Origin of the sequence: Halomonas sp. SpR1 (assembly GCF_031010175.1) — a bacterium.
Lineage (GTDB): Bacteria > Pseudomonadota > Gammaproteobacteria > Pseudomonadales > Halomonadaceae > Vreelandella.
In genome coordinates, this window is sequence record NZ_JAUAMB010000014.1 from 61,779 (window position 1) to 78,233 (window position 16,455).

14 protein-coding genes are annotated in these 16,455 nt (G+C 42.4%); all 14 read right to left on the minus strand.

Annotated elements, in window-relative coordinates:
• Positions 1-12: 12 nt before the first annotated feature.
• The 14 genes from QT231_RS11835 to rfbB all read right to left on the minus strand — a co-directional run bounded on the left by QT231_RS11835 (position 13) and on the right by rfbB (position 16,452).
• Positions 13-273 (minus strand): hypothetical protein, encoded by a 261-nt coding sequence (locus QT231_RS11835; RefSeq protein WP_308337064.1) that lies wholly within the window; start codon positions 271-273, stop codon positions 13-15.
• A gap of 11 nt (positions 274-284) precedes the next feature.
• Positions 285-1,454, minus strand: a complete 1,170-nt coding sequence (locus QT231_RS11840; RefSeq protein WP_308337065.1) for a hypothetical protein — start codon at positions 1,452-1,454, stop codon at positions 285-287.
• 31 nt (positions 1,455-1,485) lie between these two features.
• Positions 1,486-2,580, minus strand: a complete 1,095-nt coding sequence (locus QT231_RS11845; RefSeq protein WP_308337066.1) for a class I SAM-dependent methyltransferase — start codon at positions 2,578-2,580, stop codon at positions 1,486-1,488.
• Between the two features lie 25 nt (positions 2,581-2,605).
• Complete coding sequence (locus QT231_RS11850; protein WP_308337067.1) at positions 2,606-3,679, minus strand: DegT/DnrJ/EryC1/StrS family aminotransferase; 1,074 nt, start codon at positions 3,677-3,679, stop codon at positions 2,606-2,608.
• 5 nt (positions 3,680-3,684) lie between these two features.
• On the minus strand, positions 3,685-4,263 hold the full coding sequence (wbpD, locus tag QT231_RS11855; RefSeq protein WP_308337068.1) for a UDP-2-acetamido-3-amino-2,3-dideoxy-D-glucuronate N-acetyltransferase: 579 nt from the start codon (positions 4,261-4,263) through the stop codon (positions 3,685-3,687).
• Positions 4,264-4,272: 9 nt separating this feature from the next.
• The gene (locus QT231_RS11860) at positions 4,273-5,220 is read right to left on the minus strand and encodes a Gfo/Idh/MocA family oxidoreductase (protein WP_308337069.1); all 948 of its coding nucleotides are present in this window, start codon (positions 5,218-5,220) and stop codon (positions 4,273-4,275) included.
• A gap of 17 nt (positions 5,221-5,237) precedes the next feature.
• Entirely contained in the window at positions 5,238-6,506 is a 1,269-nt protein-coding gene (gene tviB, locus QT231_RS11865) for a Vi polysaccharide biosynthesis UDP-N-acetylglucosamine C-6 dehydrogenase TviB (protein ID WP_308337070.1), read from the minus strand.
• Between the two features lie 94 nt (positions 6,507-6,600).
• The gene (locus tag QT231_RS11870; protein WP_308337071.1) at positions 6,601-9,432 is read right to left on the minus strand and encodes a glycosyltransferase family A protein; all 2,832 of its coding nucleotides are present in this window, start codon (positions 9,430-9,432) and stop codon (positions 6,601-6,603) included.
• Between the two features lie 283 nt (positions 9,433-9,715).
• The gene (locus QT231_RS11875; protein ID WP_308337072.1) at positions 9,716-11,455 is read right to left on the minus strand and encodes a hypothetical protein; all 1,740 of its coding nucleotides are present in this window, start codon (positions 11,453-11,455) and stop codon (positions 9,716-9,718) included.
• On the minus strand, positions 11,452-12,675 hold the full coding sequence (locus QT231_RS11880; RefSeq protein ID WP_308337073.1) for a hypothetical protein: 1,224 nt from the start codon (positions 12,673-12,675) through the stop codon (positions 11,452-11,454). Before QT231_RS11880 ends, QT231_RS11875 begins: the two co-directional genes overlap by 4 nt.
• Positions 12,663-13,241 (minus strand): dTDP-4-dehydrorhamnose 3,5-epimerase, encoded by a 579-nt coding sequence (rfbC, locus tag QT231_RS11885; protein ID WP_308337074.1) that lies wholly within the window; start codon positions 13,239-13,241, stop codon positions 12,663-12,665. Before rfbC ends, QT231_RS11880 begins: the two co-directional genes overlap by 13 nt.
• Positions 13,242-13,366: 125 nt before the next feature.
• Positions 13,367-14,281: a glucose-1-phosphate thymidylyltransferase RfbA gene (gene rfbA / locus QT231_RS11890; protein WP_308337075.1), complete on the minus strand. Its 915-nt coding sequence runs from the start codon at positions 14,279-14,281 to the stop codon at positions 13,367-13,369.
• A 76-nt stretch (positions 14,282-14,357) separates the two neighbouring features.
• On the minus strand, positions 14,358-15,293 hold the full coding sequence (rfbD, locus tag QT231_RS11895) for a dTDP-4-dehydrorhamnose reductase (RefSeq protein WP_308337076.1): 936 nt from the start codon (positions 15,291-15,293) through the stop codon (positions 14,358-14,360).
• An 88-nt stretch (positions 15,294-15,381) separates the two neighbouring features.
• Entirely contained in the window at positions 15,382-16,452 is a 1,071-nt protein-coding gene (rfbB, locus tag QT231_RS11900; RefSeq protein WP_308337077.1) for a dTDP-glucose 4,6-dehydratase, read from the minus strand.
• Between the last annotated feature and the right edge of the window lie 3 nt (positions 16,453-16,455).

A 16,455-nucleotide genomic window follows, 5' to 3' on the forward strand; every position in this document is an offset into this window, starting at 1 on the left:
TTTAAGCACGAATCACTTGCGCTCTTCTGGTAAAGAAAAATCCAAACCAAATTCATTTTCTGGTGATTTAACCTTTACATTTGAAGCACCAAGATAAGATTTACATTTCATTTCTAACTCACGCACTTGGTGTTTTAGATCATCATTTTCTTTTAGAAGCTTGCTAATTTTCGCTGCCAGTTCGGCCCTCTCATTTGCTTGGATATTATATAATTCCTCCAAACTCTTTTTAAGTGCATTGACTTCATTTTCATTATTAACTTCACTAGTCATAAAAACTCACATTATAAATCATTCAAGAAATCAAGACGACCATTATTAGCGCATTCCAAAGTCACATCATCATAAACGCTAGTAGATGTCATATATTTTTCAAAAGCAGTAACATTATCGCTCACCTTAACATCAATACCGAATAGCCCCAGATCTTTCAATCGGAAAGACAACATACCCAATACATAATTTCCATCGTTCAACCTCAAATCAAAACCATGAGCAGGCTTGACTGGGAGAAACCCTGTTTTTTTAATAATTTTATTTTTCATGATTCCATCTAAGGATTTATTTGCATCCATTCCCCGCCATAAATCAAAATCCATAAACTCTAGGAGTTCTCTTCTAAGCACGCGCCCCAAACCAATTGCCTCACCCACTCTATGTGGTTGACTTTGCTGTTCATTAGAAGCGCCATAGCCTTTCCAGTAAATTGTTTTTTGGGTAGAAAAATCATGCAAATAACAATCTTGAAAACCTAAAAAAAGGGCACCGTTAGATATTTCCTTAGAATAAAATCTAAAAGTATTTTCACATATAAAATCATCAGAACCCAAAACCACTAACGCGTCAAAATCAAAGGAACGAGCATAGTCAAGACCAGCTTGCCATTTATCAGATAAAGGCTGATTAGGATACTCTATATAATGAGCGTCGTGCTCCTCACAAATACTTTGACTAATTTTCCCTTCCGAACCCACAGCAATTATTTGAATATCGATAACGGCGCTAAGCTTTCTTCTCAACCTATTATAGTAAGAAAAAAACAAACGGCTCAACTCATGCCTTTTCCAGACACAAGTCAAGATTAAAAGCTTAACTTTACCCTCAGTTATCCTTCGACCAGTTTGCTTCAAAAACTCAACCAAAGGATCACTATTTTGAGAAAAATGGTTAGTAATCAAACAGGAGTTAATAAAACTAAGAGCTTGCCAAACGGAGAAAGTCTGAACATGGTTTTGGCGATTGAAGTCTTGAAAAGAAGCTGTGATTTCAGTTATTTCTTTCCAGGAGTCAACTACCGTAGGTGAGCGACAAATCGTTCTTGCCATAATAATATAAAGCAGCGCATCTCCAGGTGTTTTTTTAAGACAGCTTCTACATATATCAAAACTGCGAAAAAAATCTTCACTTTCAAGCGCCATTTCTGCTTGATTAGCAGAAACAATATCAAATTGCATTATTTATAGCCAACCTATTAGACATGGATTTTCACTTCAACTGACCAAATGCGAGGTAAATAGTAGAGTATCCTTTGAGAATAACGCCCTTCACTTCTAAGCTAGAGAATAGATGGTTATATCTATCGTAAACTTCGTTTTCGTCTAAAAAGAAACGCACATGACCAAAAGAGTCAAAATTAGGAACTGAGAAGACCACAGACGCTCTACTTGGCATACTGCCTAAAAGATCCAAATCTTTCTCTATGTGCTCCAGCACCTCAAGTAATATATAAACATCAGCTGCATTTTCAGTTAATAAGGGGGAAGAAAAGGCATTGCCTTCTATAAATTCAGCACCCTTTGTCCTATTTTTCGCCTGAGAAATAGCAACAGAACTATAGTCAAATCCAGTGTAATTAAGAGATGGCAAGCGTTTAATTGCAAACTCAGCAAATTGGCCAGGCCCACAACCAATATCCACAACACTTAAAAATTCATTGTCTTGAAAATATTGAAGCACTGCATTCCAAGCAGGAACATAGATAGAATTATCAGAACTTGATGCATATTTATCTGAATTCTCATAAACAGCATCATAAAATCGATAAGAAACTTCGATCGAATATTCAGAAGAAGATTCGTATTCCAGCTCTTTCTGAATAGCCAAAGCTGTTAAAGGTATGTTTTTCCCTTGAGATTTAGTGAAAAAAATAGAAGAAGCAAGAAAACTGTAAGCTGTATTAACATATCCTTGTTTGCGCAATATATCGGAAGCAAAACTGGCGAAACCTATTAACTCAGAATACTTCTGGTCAAATTTAATAATATCCCAAATACATCTCTCGGCTTGCCCCCAACATTTTTTATCTCGATAAAAAGCGGCCAAAACATGTAATGTTTTACTATTAAAAACACCAACTTGCACAGACTGTTCTAGCAAAGCAACAGCCTCATGCAAACGATGCTGATTTCTTAACGCTTGAGCTTTAGCAACAATCAAGTCTATTGTTTTACTCTGATCACCTAATAAGCAATGGTAAATTTCAATTGCCTTTAAATACTCTTCCTTATCATTATAGCTTCTAGCTTTTTTTTCTAAGGAAACAGCATCAATTTCTTTCATCTTTTTCTCATTATTCTGCATACACACTCTTTAAGGAGTAAAGAAATTAGAAAGCTTCGATGACTCTTATTTGATCTTGAGTAGATAAGTAAGGATGCATCGGCAAACTCATTACCTTTTTAGCTATTTCATCACCAATTGGCAGATTTACCGTATCATCCTTCACAGCGGGTTGCTGGTTTAAAGGTATCGGATAATGAACCGCAGTCGGGATACCCGCTTCTTTCAATTTTCCTAAGGTTTCATCACGATCTTTGACAAGTATAGTATATTGTGCCCAGGCTGAAACACACCTTTCATCAACATAAGGTGTGCTGACAATACCTACATCGTTCAGTAAACGTGTATAGGAAGTCGCAACTTGATTGCGCTTTACAATCTCATCAGCAAATATTTCAAGCTTAGGTAGCAGTATGGCCGCCTGTAGTGTATCCAAGCGACTATTTACACCAACACGTACATGATGATAGCGCTTGTCCTGGCCATGGCGCGCTATCTGACGAAGCAGTTTCGCTAAGCCTTCATCATTCGTGAAGATAGCACCGCCATCGCCGTAACAGCCTAAAGGTTTGCTAGGAAAAAAACTCGTGCAGGCTATCGTGCTGAGATTGCATGATTTTTTCCCATTATAGCTAGCACCAAAGCTCTGAGCAGCATCTTCGATTACAGGAATGCCATGTTTTTCAGCAATTGCATTGATCGCATCAAAGTCCGCACACTGCCCATACAGTGATACCGGTATAATAGCTTTAGTACGCGGCGTAATTGCCGCCTCCAATTGAGCGGGATCAAGGTTGTAGGTTTTTGGATCAATATCCACATAGACTGGCTTAGCGCCTAATAAGACAACCGTTTCTGCTGTTGCAATATAAGTAAAACCAGGAGTGATTACTTCATCACCAGGGCCTATACCTAATGCCATCTGCGCAATTTGTAGCGCATCGGTACCATTAGCACATGTTATGCAATACTTGGCACCAGTAAATTCAGCCAATTTATCCTCAAGTTCAGAGACTTCAGGGCCAAGGATATAATTACCATGCGCAAGAACTTTCTGGATATTGGCATCTATTTTATTTTTGATGCGCTCTTGCTGGGTAGCTAAGTCAATAAATTGCATGATAATCAATCACTTTTAGTTAAAGTTTTGCCATTAAGATAATAAACCTTACCAGTATGAGGGCAGGCGACTTCTGCTTGACCTTCCAGTGGCAAATCCAATTGCTCACCATACTCACTCATCCAGCCAATTTGCCGCGCAGGTACGCCTACCATTAATGCATAAGCCGGGACATCCTTATTAATGACAGCGCCAGCACCAATAAACGAATACTCGCCTATGGTAACACCACACACGATGGTGCAGTTGGCACCCAAAGTGGCCCCTTTCTTTACCAAAGTATTACGATATTCGCTTTTACGTTCAATCAATGAGCGAGGGTTATAAACATTGGTAAACACCATGCTCGGACCACAGAAAACACCTTCTTCAAGGTGAACGTTGTCATAAACTGAAACGTTATTCTGAATTTTGCAATTATCACCCACTGTGACCTTATTACCAACAAAAGCATTTTGACCAAGGGAAACCCCTCTACCGATTCTAGCGCCAGCACACACATGTACGAAGTGCCAAACTCGGGAGCCTTCGCCTATCTGGGCGCCTTCGTCTACGATTGCAGATTGATGTACTTGATAATCCATGCGGCGCTCCTATATCAGTTTTTTCAGGAAAGCATGTGCCTCGTTTGCTTCAGGAACCTCGGGCTGAGCTGTTCGAATATGGTGTACGGTCTCAACGCAGTGCCTTGCATCTTCAATACCATAACCGCGTCCAGCAAGAATTTCCTGATAGCTAATCGTATGAAGATCCGTAAACCCGGCAGAAAATTCGATCTGATCGCCTTCACAGCTAATATTACGGAATGTAGTTTGTTTACCTTTTACTTCTTCAGGAAGGTCATTAGCGTCTATTGATAAAAACCAAGGAACTCGTGCTTTTTCATATTCTAAATAGCCACATGCTTTATAGTCGTTAGCGTAATGCAGAACATTTTTTTCTAACTTACCAAAAATAAAATGCAGCATATCAAAAAAATGAACACCAATATTAGTAGCCACACCGAACGACTTACGCGGATCGCCTTTCCAGCTTTCCATGTACCATTTTCCACGCGAGGTAATATACGTTAAATCTACTTGATATTTCTCACTGCGATTCTCATTTGCCACCTTTTCTTTAAGCTTCAATATCGCTTCATGATGGCGTAATTGTAAAATGTTGTAAACACGTTGACCGGTTTCTTTCTCCACTAAAGCTAGTTCATCCAGTAATTCAGGTGTCGGCACCAATGGCTTTTCGCAAATAACATCGCTCCCCAACCTAAGACCAGCTGCAATATGTGAATGGTGCAAATAGTTGGGAGAACAAATAGCCACATAGTCCAATGCAGTTGATGAGTGGCGTTTCAAACGATAGGCATGTTCTTGAAATCGCTCGAACTCAGTAAAGAATTCACTATCAGGGGAAATACTGTCAATGATACCTACGGAATCATTAGTATCGTAGCCGATACTTAAATTATGACCCAGCTCTTTGATCGCTTTCATATGGCGAGGTGCGATATAGCCAGCAGCACCGATTAAAGCAAAATTTTTCATATTAGTCACATACTCCGTTATAAGCGTAAATCTGATTCATTTTTAGTAAGAACATGTTTCACATCATAAAGAACATGTTTTTCTTTACCAAAAGAACGTATTTTCCCGGCACCCCATTCCTTAAATTCAGAGTGGTCAACTGCCAGGACAATGGCGTCATAAACACCTTCGATTAAATCGGTTTCAAGTTTAAGACCATACTCTTCTTGAACTTCTTCCGAATTGGCCCAGGAGTCATAAATATCAACATGCATATTAAAGCTTTCTAACTCTTTAACCATATCAACAATCTTGGTATTACGTACATCCGGGCAGTCACCTTTGAAAGTAAAGCCCAACACCAATACACGTGCTTCATCAATATGAATTTTCTTGCGGCTAACAGCTTTAACTAATTGAGTAGCCGTATATTGACCCATACCATCGTTGATACGCCGTCCAGCTAGAATCACCTCAGGTTGATAACCAACCTCTTTCGCTTTATAGGTTAGGTAATAAGGATCAACACTAATACAATGCCCTCCAACCAAACCAGGTTTAAAGGGTAAGAAATTCCATTTGGTTCCAGCAGCCTCCAGCACCTCTTGACTATCAATACCTAAAATATTAAATATTTTGGCAAATTCATTAATAATGGCAATGTTCAAATCACGCTGCGTATTTTCAATCACTTTCGCGGCTTCAGCCACCTTAATGGAGCTCGCAAGGTGTGTGCCTGCAGTAATAATTGAGGAATAGAGATCATCAACAAACTTAGCTATTTCAGGCGTAGAGCCCGACGTGATTTTTTTAATTTTTGTTAGTGTATTGACTTTATCACCTGGATTAATACGTTCGGGGCTATAACCAGCATAAAAATCTTCATTGAATTTCAGACCTGACCCTTTTTCTATCACGGGGATACACACTTCTTCTGTAGCACCAGGGTAAACCGTTGATTCGTAAATAACCACATCACCCTGCTTGATCACGGTTGCGAGCATAGCTGATGCTTTACGCAACGGTGTAAGGTCGGGAGCATTGTTATCATCAATAGGGGTAGGCACCGTAACGATATAGACGTTACAATCTTCAATTTCTTTTACATTGCTCGAAAAAAGCAACTGTGAAGCCTCTCTTAATTCAGCTTCTGAAACTTCCAGCGTAAAATCATATCCACTTTTAAGCTCTTTCACTCTTTTTTCATATATATCAAAACCTACAACGCTATGACTTTTACCAAACTCTACGGCTAATGGAAGGCCTACATAACCGAGCCCAATTACAGCAATCTTTGAATCTTTCATGCCTTTAACCCCTTAAGTTTTAGCTTAACACTCATAAAAAAATATTAAATGACGTTCACAAGATTACACTAGAAGCATCACTATAAAAACCCGATCAATTGTTAACAGTTATACAACTACCCTTTTTCTTCCACTTAAAATTTTTTGACCAATATCTTTCTTTCAACACATTATTGGGATGGCTTTTATTTTTCTTATACTTGTTAAATATAGTATCTTTAAAATCAATTTCATTGTGCTTAATCCAACCACTTTGATGTGGCAATACATACATAGGTATATCATTTTTATTGCAATATATTCCCATCCAAATGTCAGCCATATTCTCTTGTTCAAAAAAATCAAACCCAATTTTTATATTTTCGACATCAAAGGCCATAACTCCCGTACCAGCAAACTCGACTTGTTCTAAATGAGTTACGTCATCTAAACAACGATAGTTTTCTTCAATATCAGAGTAGTAGCAACTAGCACTTTCTTTTAAAACCCGCCCATGATAAGAAACCACACACTTATCTTGCAACGCAGAAAGATATTTCAAAGTAGTGCAAACATAATCTTCAGGATACAACAAGTCATCATCTATTGAAAAATAATAGCTATTCTTGATTTCGCCAAGCATGTAAAACTTCCCGGCATCACCACGATCAATATTTGTATCTACAGAGCTAATAACCTCTATCTTTGGATCTAAGAGAAACTCATCTATACGCTTAAAGCCATTTTGATAAACATAGAGCTTATCAACCTGATCTATAACACTTTTTACAGTTTTTTCAAAGCTACTCCAACGGCTCTCAATCACTGCAACGCCTGCAACTATTTTTTTTCTTTTCTTAGTGGCTAAGCTTTCATCAAAACCAAATAGGTCAAAATCAATATAGTAGTCATCGCATTCTTTCATAACATCATGTCTTTTTTTGTACTCTTCTACAAATTTAAGACGCATGTTAGAATTATCAGGATTGGCATTAGTTATATTATTGTAACCATAGTAGGCTGTTGTCAGTATTTCAGGTAAATTTTTCTGAATGCTTTCTCCATAACAATGTACTGCTCTATGTATGTATTCAGAGTCACCACCAAACCTCGTATCATAAAAAAAACCGAGCTTATCAAATATATGCTTATGATAAATAGCCATTGAGTGACCGCGCCTATTCTCACTGATTGTAGCACCACTATTAAAGTCCACCCTCCTATACCCTGAAACTGATATCAGTGCATCTCCTGTTATTGTTTTTATTTGTTTTTTAAGTTTATCTTTCAGCATGATATCGTCAGCACCATGCACCAGAAAGTATTTATAATTTAATTCTTTAAGCACATACAAGGCTGCGTTCGAAGCATAGTATGGCCCAGAGTTTTTGTGTAATGAGAGAAAACCAAAATTATCAGCAGCATCATATTTATTCAACAGATCGATAGAATCATCTTGGCTACAATCATCAACCGCTATTACGAATTTCTTACCTGAACTTTGCTCAAGAGCCGAATCAATAGACCTTTCAATTGTTTTAGACTTATTAAAAACAGGTATAATAATTAATGTTTCGATCTCATTATTTTTTTTCAAAAGCTCTCTTGTTTTGAGAAATAATCGCTTACCCTCATAGTTTCCTGCATCTTCTATTATAGATTGTGCAAAATAAATTACAGCCTTTATATATTTACCCTGAGCTAAAGCCACCTCCCCATTATTTATATAAAAAGAAGACTGTTCTTTGTCTACCATTTCGACTGCACTGGTATCACTTTGTCTTGCAGAACCTAGTAGTGCTAATTTTTTGTAAACCTCGTATTTTTTTATAACTTCTGAATCTAAAGATTTATAGCATTCCTTAGACACATTATATTGTTCAAAGTTTGTTACATTTTCAGTGTGCTTAACATCTAATACCAGTAGTTTTTCTTCTAAAAAACTTTTCGATGCTAGTCCCAGAGAATAAACTGTATCATTGTTATAGTACTTAAATAAATTTTCTTCCCTAACAGGAAGCATACCTGTTTTTCTTATTATTCTTTTTTGCATCAAGTTATCTAAACTTTTATTTACATGCTCATCTGCCCATAAATTAAAATTCAAAAATTCAATTAAATCTGATGATAAAAATCTTCCTAAGCCAATAGTTTCTCCTACTCTAGCTGGCTGAACCTTACCTTTAGGGGCAGAACCGTAGCCCTTCCAATAACCTAATGCCTGAGACTTCACATTATATAAGTATAAATCTTGAAAACCAAAAAACTGAATCCCACTTTCAACAAGATTTTTATAAAGATAAAATACATCTTTGCTGACGAAATCATCAGACCCCATTATTATCATTGCATCAAAATCAAAATTTTTAGCGTGACTAGCTCCAGCTTGCCATTTGTCGCTCAATGGTTGATTCGGATGTTCAATATAATTAAAACCGTATTCCTCGCACATGTTTTTAGAAACACTACCCTCTGAACCTACTGCAAGCACTTCCAACTCTATGTCATCATGAATATCATTCTTTATCTTTTTATAATAATCATAAAATACTTTAGTTAAATCATGACGCTGCCAAACACAAGTTAACATTAATAGCTTAACTTTTTTCCTTTTTATATTTTTTTTGTTTCTTAGAAACTTAAGAAAATCATTATTTTCCTCATAGTGTGCCTTCATTATATATTTATTCAATGTACTTATTAACGGCCAAGCTGATAACGTATCTAATCCTTTCTTTACTCTAGAGTTAATGAAACCATTCAGCACTAATTTTAAATCTTCATATTTAACAAGCTTACCGTCTTTACCTAACGATCGTAGCATCACAGCCAATGCAGAGCAATCACTCGGATCTGACTTTAACGACCTCATGCTCAAATCAAATGATTCTTTATACTTTCCACTTCCTATAAAGCTCTCTGCCAACTTTAAATCTTTAATTTCCATATCACTCACATTTAAATTCTGTTTAATAAAATATTAGCTACAGCGTAGCAATATAAAACATACGCACTTTGGCTTAATCCAATAACTCCATAGCTTTTCGAAAAAAACTACAAACAATTCTTTAAAGCTATACTCACAAATAAAAACACTTACAAATTCTATCTCTCCCTCTATATAGCCAAATACTGATTTCTTTCTAAAGAAACAACTAAATTAAAAATAGTTAATTTTTCAGCATGCTTGAACTTACTCGAAGTTAGCGTCGAATCCAACGCATTATATATTAACCAAAAACCCTCAATTCTAATGAGCATGATAGATGGTGCCATTCCGCTTGACGCTGTCGATTAGCAAGAAGGGAGCTCCAATCAGTCTTTAATTCGTTTTCTAGCGAGTTACTTAACCCTTCCATCACTATATCTAGCTCCTGTGTAGGTAGATACTGTAACAACTCCGAAAGGCCATCATGGATGCCACTGTTAACTTTCAAGAGTGGAGGCCCAATTACTACCAATATTTTAGCCCCATCTGGCAACCATTGTCCGAGTCGCTTCAGTGTAGCTTCAGAACTATAAAAAAGCGTAGTTTTATCCTGGTATTTACACTCTATCCAAGGTGCGTGAACGACGTTGACGGCTTGACGACAGTTGTTTGCTTCTAAGGATTTGATAATAGCTGCGCACTGCGACCTTAGATGTTCAATGCTGATAATAGAGGTTGGAAGATCATTTTCAGATGGCGTTACCGCATCGTTAGGCTGGTCCTCCAGCATGAGCTGGGATTGGTTTTCATGAGTACTTACCTCCGCCTTTGCAAGTAACTCAGTGGTAGCCGCACTACCAAACACTACCACTACATCGTAGCTTTTTGAATGATACTTTTCTAATAAAGCTAGAGCGTATCCAGGATCTAGCTCTGTGCTTACTGGTTTCTGACCATGTTGAAAATAGTGGGTTAGCGCCCGTTCATCGCGCTGCTTGTGGGCTACTCGTGTCACATGTTGCCCAAGAGCATTACTGGTTTGCTGTATATAACTACGCTGTTCTTCTAGTAGTGACTCCAACTTGCCTTCCAATTTACTTTCCAGCGCTTCAAAACGGCTTTGGATAGCTTCCTGATTTTGCTGCTGAGAAGTCAACTCCTTACGGAGCTGAGTGATAGTGCTTTCTTTCTCGCTCAACTGTTGTTTGAGCGTGGCACACTCGTTGCTGGCGTTTTCCACCTGTAATGATTTCTCATCGTGCTGCTTCGTGCGCTCTTTGAGGTGAGCATCTGTCTCACGCAATGCAGCTGCGGCTTCACTAAGTTGATTGGCATTCTTTTTTAAAAGCTCTTCGTATTCAGAAAGTTTCTTTTTGAGGCTGTCACATTCTTGCTTAAGCATTTCCGCCTTTTCTTGAGCGGCTTTTAATGGCACATGTAGCACGTTACGTTTGAATTCAAGCAGTATAAATTCCGGGTCTTCATTGCTGTCAGGATCTATCTTTTCAGAGCTCGTATCAAAACCATACTTCTGGCACCAAGCGATTATCTCTGCCTGGGTTGGCATACCTTCATACAGGCTGATCGGGCTGGTGCGCACAAAGAGCCCTTCGAGGTTATCCATCAAACCTTCTTCTTGCCACGCTTGCAGCAATGACAAGGCCTGCTCAGGTTGCTCCAGAACCAAGTGAGCCATTAACGCACCCGGTGGGCAATACTCACTTACAAGTTCATTTAGCAGCTGTGTTTCCACTGGTTTGCGCTGTGTTTCGGCAACTCCAGGATAAAGCGATTTAAGCCCTGTAGCGGGAGCTAAGCTATCAAATCCCGGCATGTTGTAGCGATAGCATGTAGCTTCCCCGCCCTGAGGGGCAATCACTGCGCTTATATGTTTCAAAGTATCCTGCATGCCTTTGAACGTTAGACGCCCTGGCATGGGCGCGATAACTAGCGAAGGAAGTGCAATATGCTTAAGAAGAGATTCACTCTCCTGACGCATCGGCCCAATGTGTATAAGGTGCGGTTTTACTGGAGCGTTCATGTAGTCGACTCCTGGGTTTTACGCTGTTCTTTAATCCCGTCACGCAAATAATGTAACAGAGGATGGAGACCCGAGGAGGTTATGTCAGGATAGTTCAACACATAGAACTCAGTATTGAAACGAGGGCTTGGGTTACGCCCTTCAATCGCGCCGAACTTGATGAAGTGTTCAGCCGGATTAATGTTTGCTTTTGCTACATCTTTATATTGCTCAAGGTACCAATCTGCATCGAATAACTCACTTTTCTCTAATAGCTTGATTTGATCTTGCAAAGTCTTACTCTCGGCATTGCTGTAAGCAGCTCTAGCTTGGCGGCGAGCATGAGCGCGCAGCCAAGTTATCAGAGACTTTAACCTTTCCTGATCTTTGCTTTCTGCCTCAACATTACTTGATGAGTTTTTTAAATAGGCCTTTTCAAGTGCTTCTTGAACAATATGCAACTGTGTCAGTAGCAGCTCATTTTCTTCTTGGGCGCTATCGCGTTCCTCAGTGATTTTTTTAAGCTGCTGCGATTTTTGCTCGGCTGTTTCTAATGCATTCTGGACATCAGCCAGTTGAGTGAGTAATAGCTTGTTTTCTTCCGCGGCGCTATCACGTTCTTGAGTTAGAATTTTAAGCTGCTGCTCAGCATTGAGGCTCTCGTTCGCACTTTGCAGAGCCAAACGCACGGTTTCGTTTGTTTGCTCTATGGGCGTACCGCAGACCTGACTGCTTGCAGTGAGGAAAGACAGCATTTCTTGGAGCTCAGAATCTTCAACAGCCAGCTGTGCCGCTGCCAAAAGGTAAAGCGGTTTGGCTTGAGGCAAGCGCTTTGCGGTCTCTTCGACTTGAGTAATGACCTCAGCGATTTGGGTAGGCAGTTCGTTGGAAGGGCTGGGCACTTCTCCTGGTGCAATCCCTAATAGCGTCAGTTGACTGCGATGGCGGCGAAATAGCTTTAGTAACCGCCCAGCCATATTTTTCCACTCGATAAGAGAGTCGTCGATCGCTTCATCTCTCGCTAGGCAATCGGCAATAAAAGCCGTCGGTTTGGGCCATATCACTAATGCTTCGGGCTTGCTCTCATCCTGCAACCAGTTGCTGAGAATGTCGAACTGGCTGTCGGACGGGCTCTCCACTGCGATAGCCACACTCTCTTCATCCGCTTGTTGCAACGCAGAGAGCGTCATTGGCGTGTGTTCTGGCAACGCAAAAAGGCCAAGATAGATTACCCGTGGCATCGTGTATTGGCTCCTACTGATGTGAATTGGGGTGCTTCATTAAGCGCTACACCATCAGCATCTTTATCTGATACCTGGGGCGCTTTGCCATCTATTAATGGCCACTCAATGGCGAGCTGAGGTTCATCCCAGCGAATACTCACTTCGTCGCCTGGGGCGTAGTAATCGGTACACTTATATTGAAACTCAGCTTTTTCGCTGGTCACATAAAAGCCATGGGCAAACCCTGGCGGCACCCATAGCAGTTGCTTATTCTCTTCGCTTAAGGTCACCCCTACCCAGTGGCCAAAGGTCGGCGAGCTTTTTCTCATATCAACAGCCACATCGAATACTTCGCCTTGGGTAACGCGCACTAGCTTTCCTTGGGGCTGCTTATACTGGTAGTGCAGGCCCCGCAAAATACCTTGAACGGACTTGCTGTGGTTGTCCTGAACGAACTGATAATTGCCGCAGTGCTGCTCAAATTCGCTTTGGCGAAAGGTTTCCATGAAGAAACCGCGCTCGTCGCCAAATACTTTGGGGGTGAGCAGAACTAAATCGGGAATGGCGAGTTTTTCGTAGTGCATGGTCTTTTCCTCTTAGCCACGGACACTCACTGAAAACACGGATAAGGTCAAAATCTAAATCTTGTTTTTATCCGTGCTTTCCGTGAGAGTCGGTGGCATGCATCGGTGTCTTCCGTGGCAAACTTTTACTTTTGAGGCTTCTGCTTGAGTAGGCGTTGGAGATATAGGCCGTACTGGGTTTTGGCGAGGGGCTTGGCGAGTATTGCCAGGCGTTCGTCATCAATCCAGCCTTGTTGCCAGGCTATCTCTTCCAGGCAAGCGATTTTGAGGCCTTGGCGGTGCTCAATGGTTTGCACGTATTGGCTGGCTTCCAGCAGGCTGTCGTGGGTGCCGGTGTCTAGCCAGGCGAACCCGCGGCCTAAACGCTCTACGCGCAGGTCACCACGCTCTAAATAGGCGTTATTGACGCTGGTGATTTCCAGCTCGCCACGCTCGGAAGGCTCTACGGCTTTGGCAATGTCCACGACATCATTATCGTAGAAGTAAAGGCCGGTAACGGCATATGCCGATTTGGGTTTTTGCGGCTTTTCTTCGATGGAGATGGCATTGCCGTTTTCGTCGAACTCCACTACGCCAAAGCGCTCTGGGTCTTTTACCAGGTAGCCAAATACGGTGGCACCGCTGGCCTGCTGGCTGGCGCGCTTTAGCTGGTCGGAAAAGTGTTGGCCATGGAAGATGTTGTCGCCGAGTACCAAGCACACGGGGCTTTCGCCAAGAAACGCTTCTCCGATAATAAATGCTTGGGCCAGGCCATCCGGGTTTGGCTGTTCGGCGTACTGCAGGCTGATACCGAAATCTTCACCGTTGCCGAGTAGGTTCTGGTATTGGGGAAGGTCTTCTGGCGTAGAAATAATCAGTATTTCACGTATACCCGCTAGCATGAGCACCGAGATGGGATAGTAGATCATCGGTTTGTCGTAGATGGGCAGGAGCTGCTTGGATACACCGCGGGTAATGGGATGCAGCCGAGTGCCGGAGCCACCGGCTAGAATAATGCCCTTTCTTTGTGAAGGGTTAGATGTGAGGTGTGAGGTGGTCATGGTCGATCATCCGTGAATATACAAATATTAGCCGTGAGGTATGAGGTGTGAGGTTGTACTCCTCACTATTTCCCCCTCACTCCTCACAGTATTCAGTAAGCGTTAGCGCTAGCTGGTGTTGCCAAACCGGTAATGTGACACCAAGCGCGGCTTCAAGTTTAGTCAGGCTCATACGTGAGTTGAGCGGGCGCTGGGCTGGCGTAGGAAATTCTGCAGTGGGTATGCCATTCACGGTGCCGGATTGGATCGCTAGCTCTTCGCCAAGTGCCTGTGCTTGCTTGAAAATCTCGCTGGCGAAGCCATGCCAGCTGGTTTCCCCTCTTGGTGCCAGGTGGTAGATGCCTGAAGGGATGTGAATGGTGAGTGGTGAATGGTGAATGGTGAGTAGTGAGTGGTGAGTGGTGAGTGGTGAATCGTGAGTGGTGAACGCTAGTGCGGTGGCCTGGGCGATTAGGCGTGCTGGGGTGGGCGCGCCTATTTGGTCGTTGACGATGCTGAGTGTTTCGCGCTCGCGGCCCAGGCGCAGCATGGTTTTCATAAAGTTGCTGCCACGGGCGGCATATACCCAGCTGGTACGAAAAATCAGGTGCTGGCAACCGCTTTGGGTAACCGCTTGGTCACCTTCCAGCTTGGTTTGGCCATATACGCTGTGCGGCGCCGTGGGGCTGTCTTCCTGCCAGGGAGTTTCACCATCACCTGGGTAGACGTAGTCAGTTGAGTAGTGCACCAGCGTAATAGCGTGCTTGGCGGCGTACTCGGCTAGCTGTGCTGGTAGCTCGGTATTGAGGCGTTTGGCTTGCTCTGGTTCGCTCTCGGCTTTGTCTACTGCCGTATAGGCGGCGGCGTTGAGGATTAGTGCTGGCTGGTGTTCAGCCAAATAGGCATCCACTGCTTGGGCATCTGTTAAATCAAGTTCATGCCGTGTAGGTGCTACCACATTGCCGAACAGGGCAAACTGACGCTGGAGCTCAAAGCCGACTTGCCCGTTTGATCCAGTGATGAAGATATTCATTGGAGGAATCCTTTTCATGCATGCAGAAAGCTAATGCATATGGCACCGCTTCGCGCTGCTTCCGCGGGTGCGCTTCGCTTACCACGCGCTACGAGTTGGTGCCTAGCCGTTGGCCTTGGTAGCTGCCGTCTTGGACGCGTTTCCACCAGGTTTCGTTGGCGAGGTACCACTGCACGGTTTTGCGTAGGCCGGTTTCGAAGGTTTCTTCTGGAACCCAACCTAGCTCGCGTTCGATTTTGCTAGCATCGATGGCGTAGCGGACGTCATGGCCGGGGCGATCGGTCACGAAAGTAATCAAATCACGGTATGAGGTTTCTTTGGGCACTAGATCTTGAAGCAGGTCACACAGCGTTTCAACAACAGTGAGGTTGGCCTTCTCGTTGTGCCCGCCGATGTTGTAGGTCTCACCTACTTGCCCTTCTGTGGCGACTTTAATCAATGCGCGTGCATGGTCTTCTACATACAGCCAGTCGCGGATCTGCTGACCATCACCGTACACCGGGAGCGGTTTCCCGGCTAACGCGTTGAGAATCATCAACGGTATGAGCTTTTCCGGAAAGTGGAACGGGCCGTAGTTATTGGAGCAGTTGGTCACCAGCGTGGGCAGGCCATAAGTACGCTGCCAGGCGCGCACTAAGTGATCAGAACTGGCTTTACTCGCCGAATAGGGCGAGCTGGGCGCGTAGGATGTTTCTTCGGTAAACAAACCATCCGTGCCTTCTAAATCACCATACACTTCATCAGTGGAGATATGGTGGAAACGAAACGATTCGGCTTTAGCGGTATCTTGCTCTTGCAGCTTTTTCCAGTAACTACGGGCGGCTTCTAGCAGTACGGCGGTGCCAACCACATTGGTTTGAATAAACTCTGCGGGGCCGTCGATGGAGCGGTCTACGTGGCTCTCTGCTGCCAGGTGCATGACTACATCTGGCTGGTGCTGTGCGAACAGTTGCTGCATGGCGGCTGCATCGCAAATATCCGCCTGAACAAAGGTGTAGCGCTCACTGGCTTCAACGCTTGCCAGGGATTCTAAATTGCCTGCGTAGGTGAGTTTGTCTACGTTCACCACCTTATGGGCAGTGTTTTGAATAAGTTCACGCACTACTGCAGAACCGATAAAGCCTGCGCCACCGGTAATTAAAAAGGTTTTGGAGTTCATAGT

Coding starts and splice junctions, on each gene's coding strand:
- QT231_RS11835 (WP_308337064.1), bottom strand. CDS start 273: ATGACTAGTGAAGTTAATAATGAAAATGAAGTCAATGCACTTAAAAAG.
- QT231_RS11840 (WP_308337065.1), bottom strand. CDS start 1,454: ATGCAATTTGATATTGTTTCTGCTAATCAAGCAGAAATGGCGCTTGAA.
- QT231_RS11845 (WP_308337066.1), bottom strand. CDS start 2,580: ATGCAGAATAATGAGAAAAAGATGAAAGAAATTGATGCTGTTTCCTTA.
- QT231_RS11850 (WP_308337067.1), bottom strand. CDS start 3,679: ATGCAATTTATTGACTTAGCTACCCAGCAAGAGCGCATCAAAAATAAA.
- wbpD (WP_308337068.1), bottom strand. CDS start 4,263: ATGGATTATCAAGTACATCAATCTGCAATCGTAGACGAAGGCGCCCAG.
- QT231_RS11860 (WP_308337069.1), bottom strand. CDS start 5,220: ATGAAAAATTTTGCTTTAATCGGTGCTGCTGGCTATATCGCACCTCGC.
- tviB (WP_308337070.1), bottom strand. CDS start 6,506: ATGAAAGATTCAAAGATTGCTGTAATTGGGCTCGGTTATGTAGGCCTT.
- QT231_RS11870 (WP_308337071.1), bottom strand. CDS start 9,432: ATGGAAATTAAAGATTTAAAGTTGGCAGAGAGCTTTATAGGAAGTGGA.
- QT231_RS11875 (WP_308337072.1), bottom strand. CDS start 11,455: ATGAACGCTCCAGTAAAACCGCACCTTATACACATTGGGCCGATGCGT.
- QT231_RS11880 (WP_308337073.1), bottom strand. CDS start 12,675: ATGCCACGGGTAATCTATCTTGGCCTTTTTGCGTTGCCAGAACACACG.
- rfbC (WP_308337074.1), bottom strand. CDS start 13,241: ATGCACTACGAAAAACTCGCCATTCCCGATTTAGTTCTGCTCACCCCC.
- rfbA (WP_308337075.1), bottom strand. CDS start 14,281: ATGACCACCTCACACCTCACATCTAACCCTTCACAAAGAAAGGGCATT.
- rfbD (WP_308337076.1), bottom strand. CDS start 15,293: ATGAATATCTTCATCACTGGATCAAACGGGCAAGTCGGCTTTGAGCTC.
- rfbB (WP_308337077.1), bottom strand. CDS start 16,452: ATGAACTCCAAAACCTTTTTAATTACCGGTGGCGCAGGCTTTATCGGT.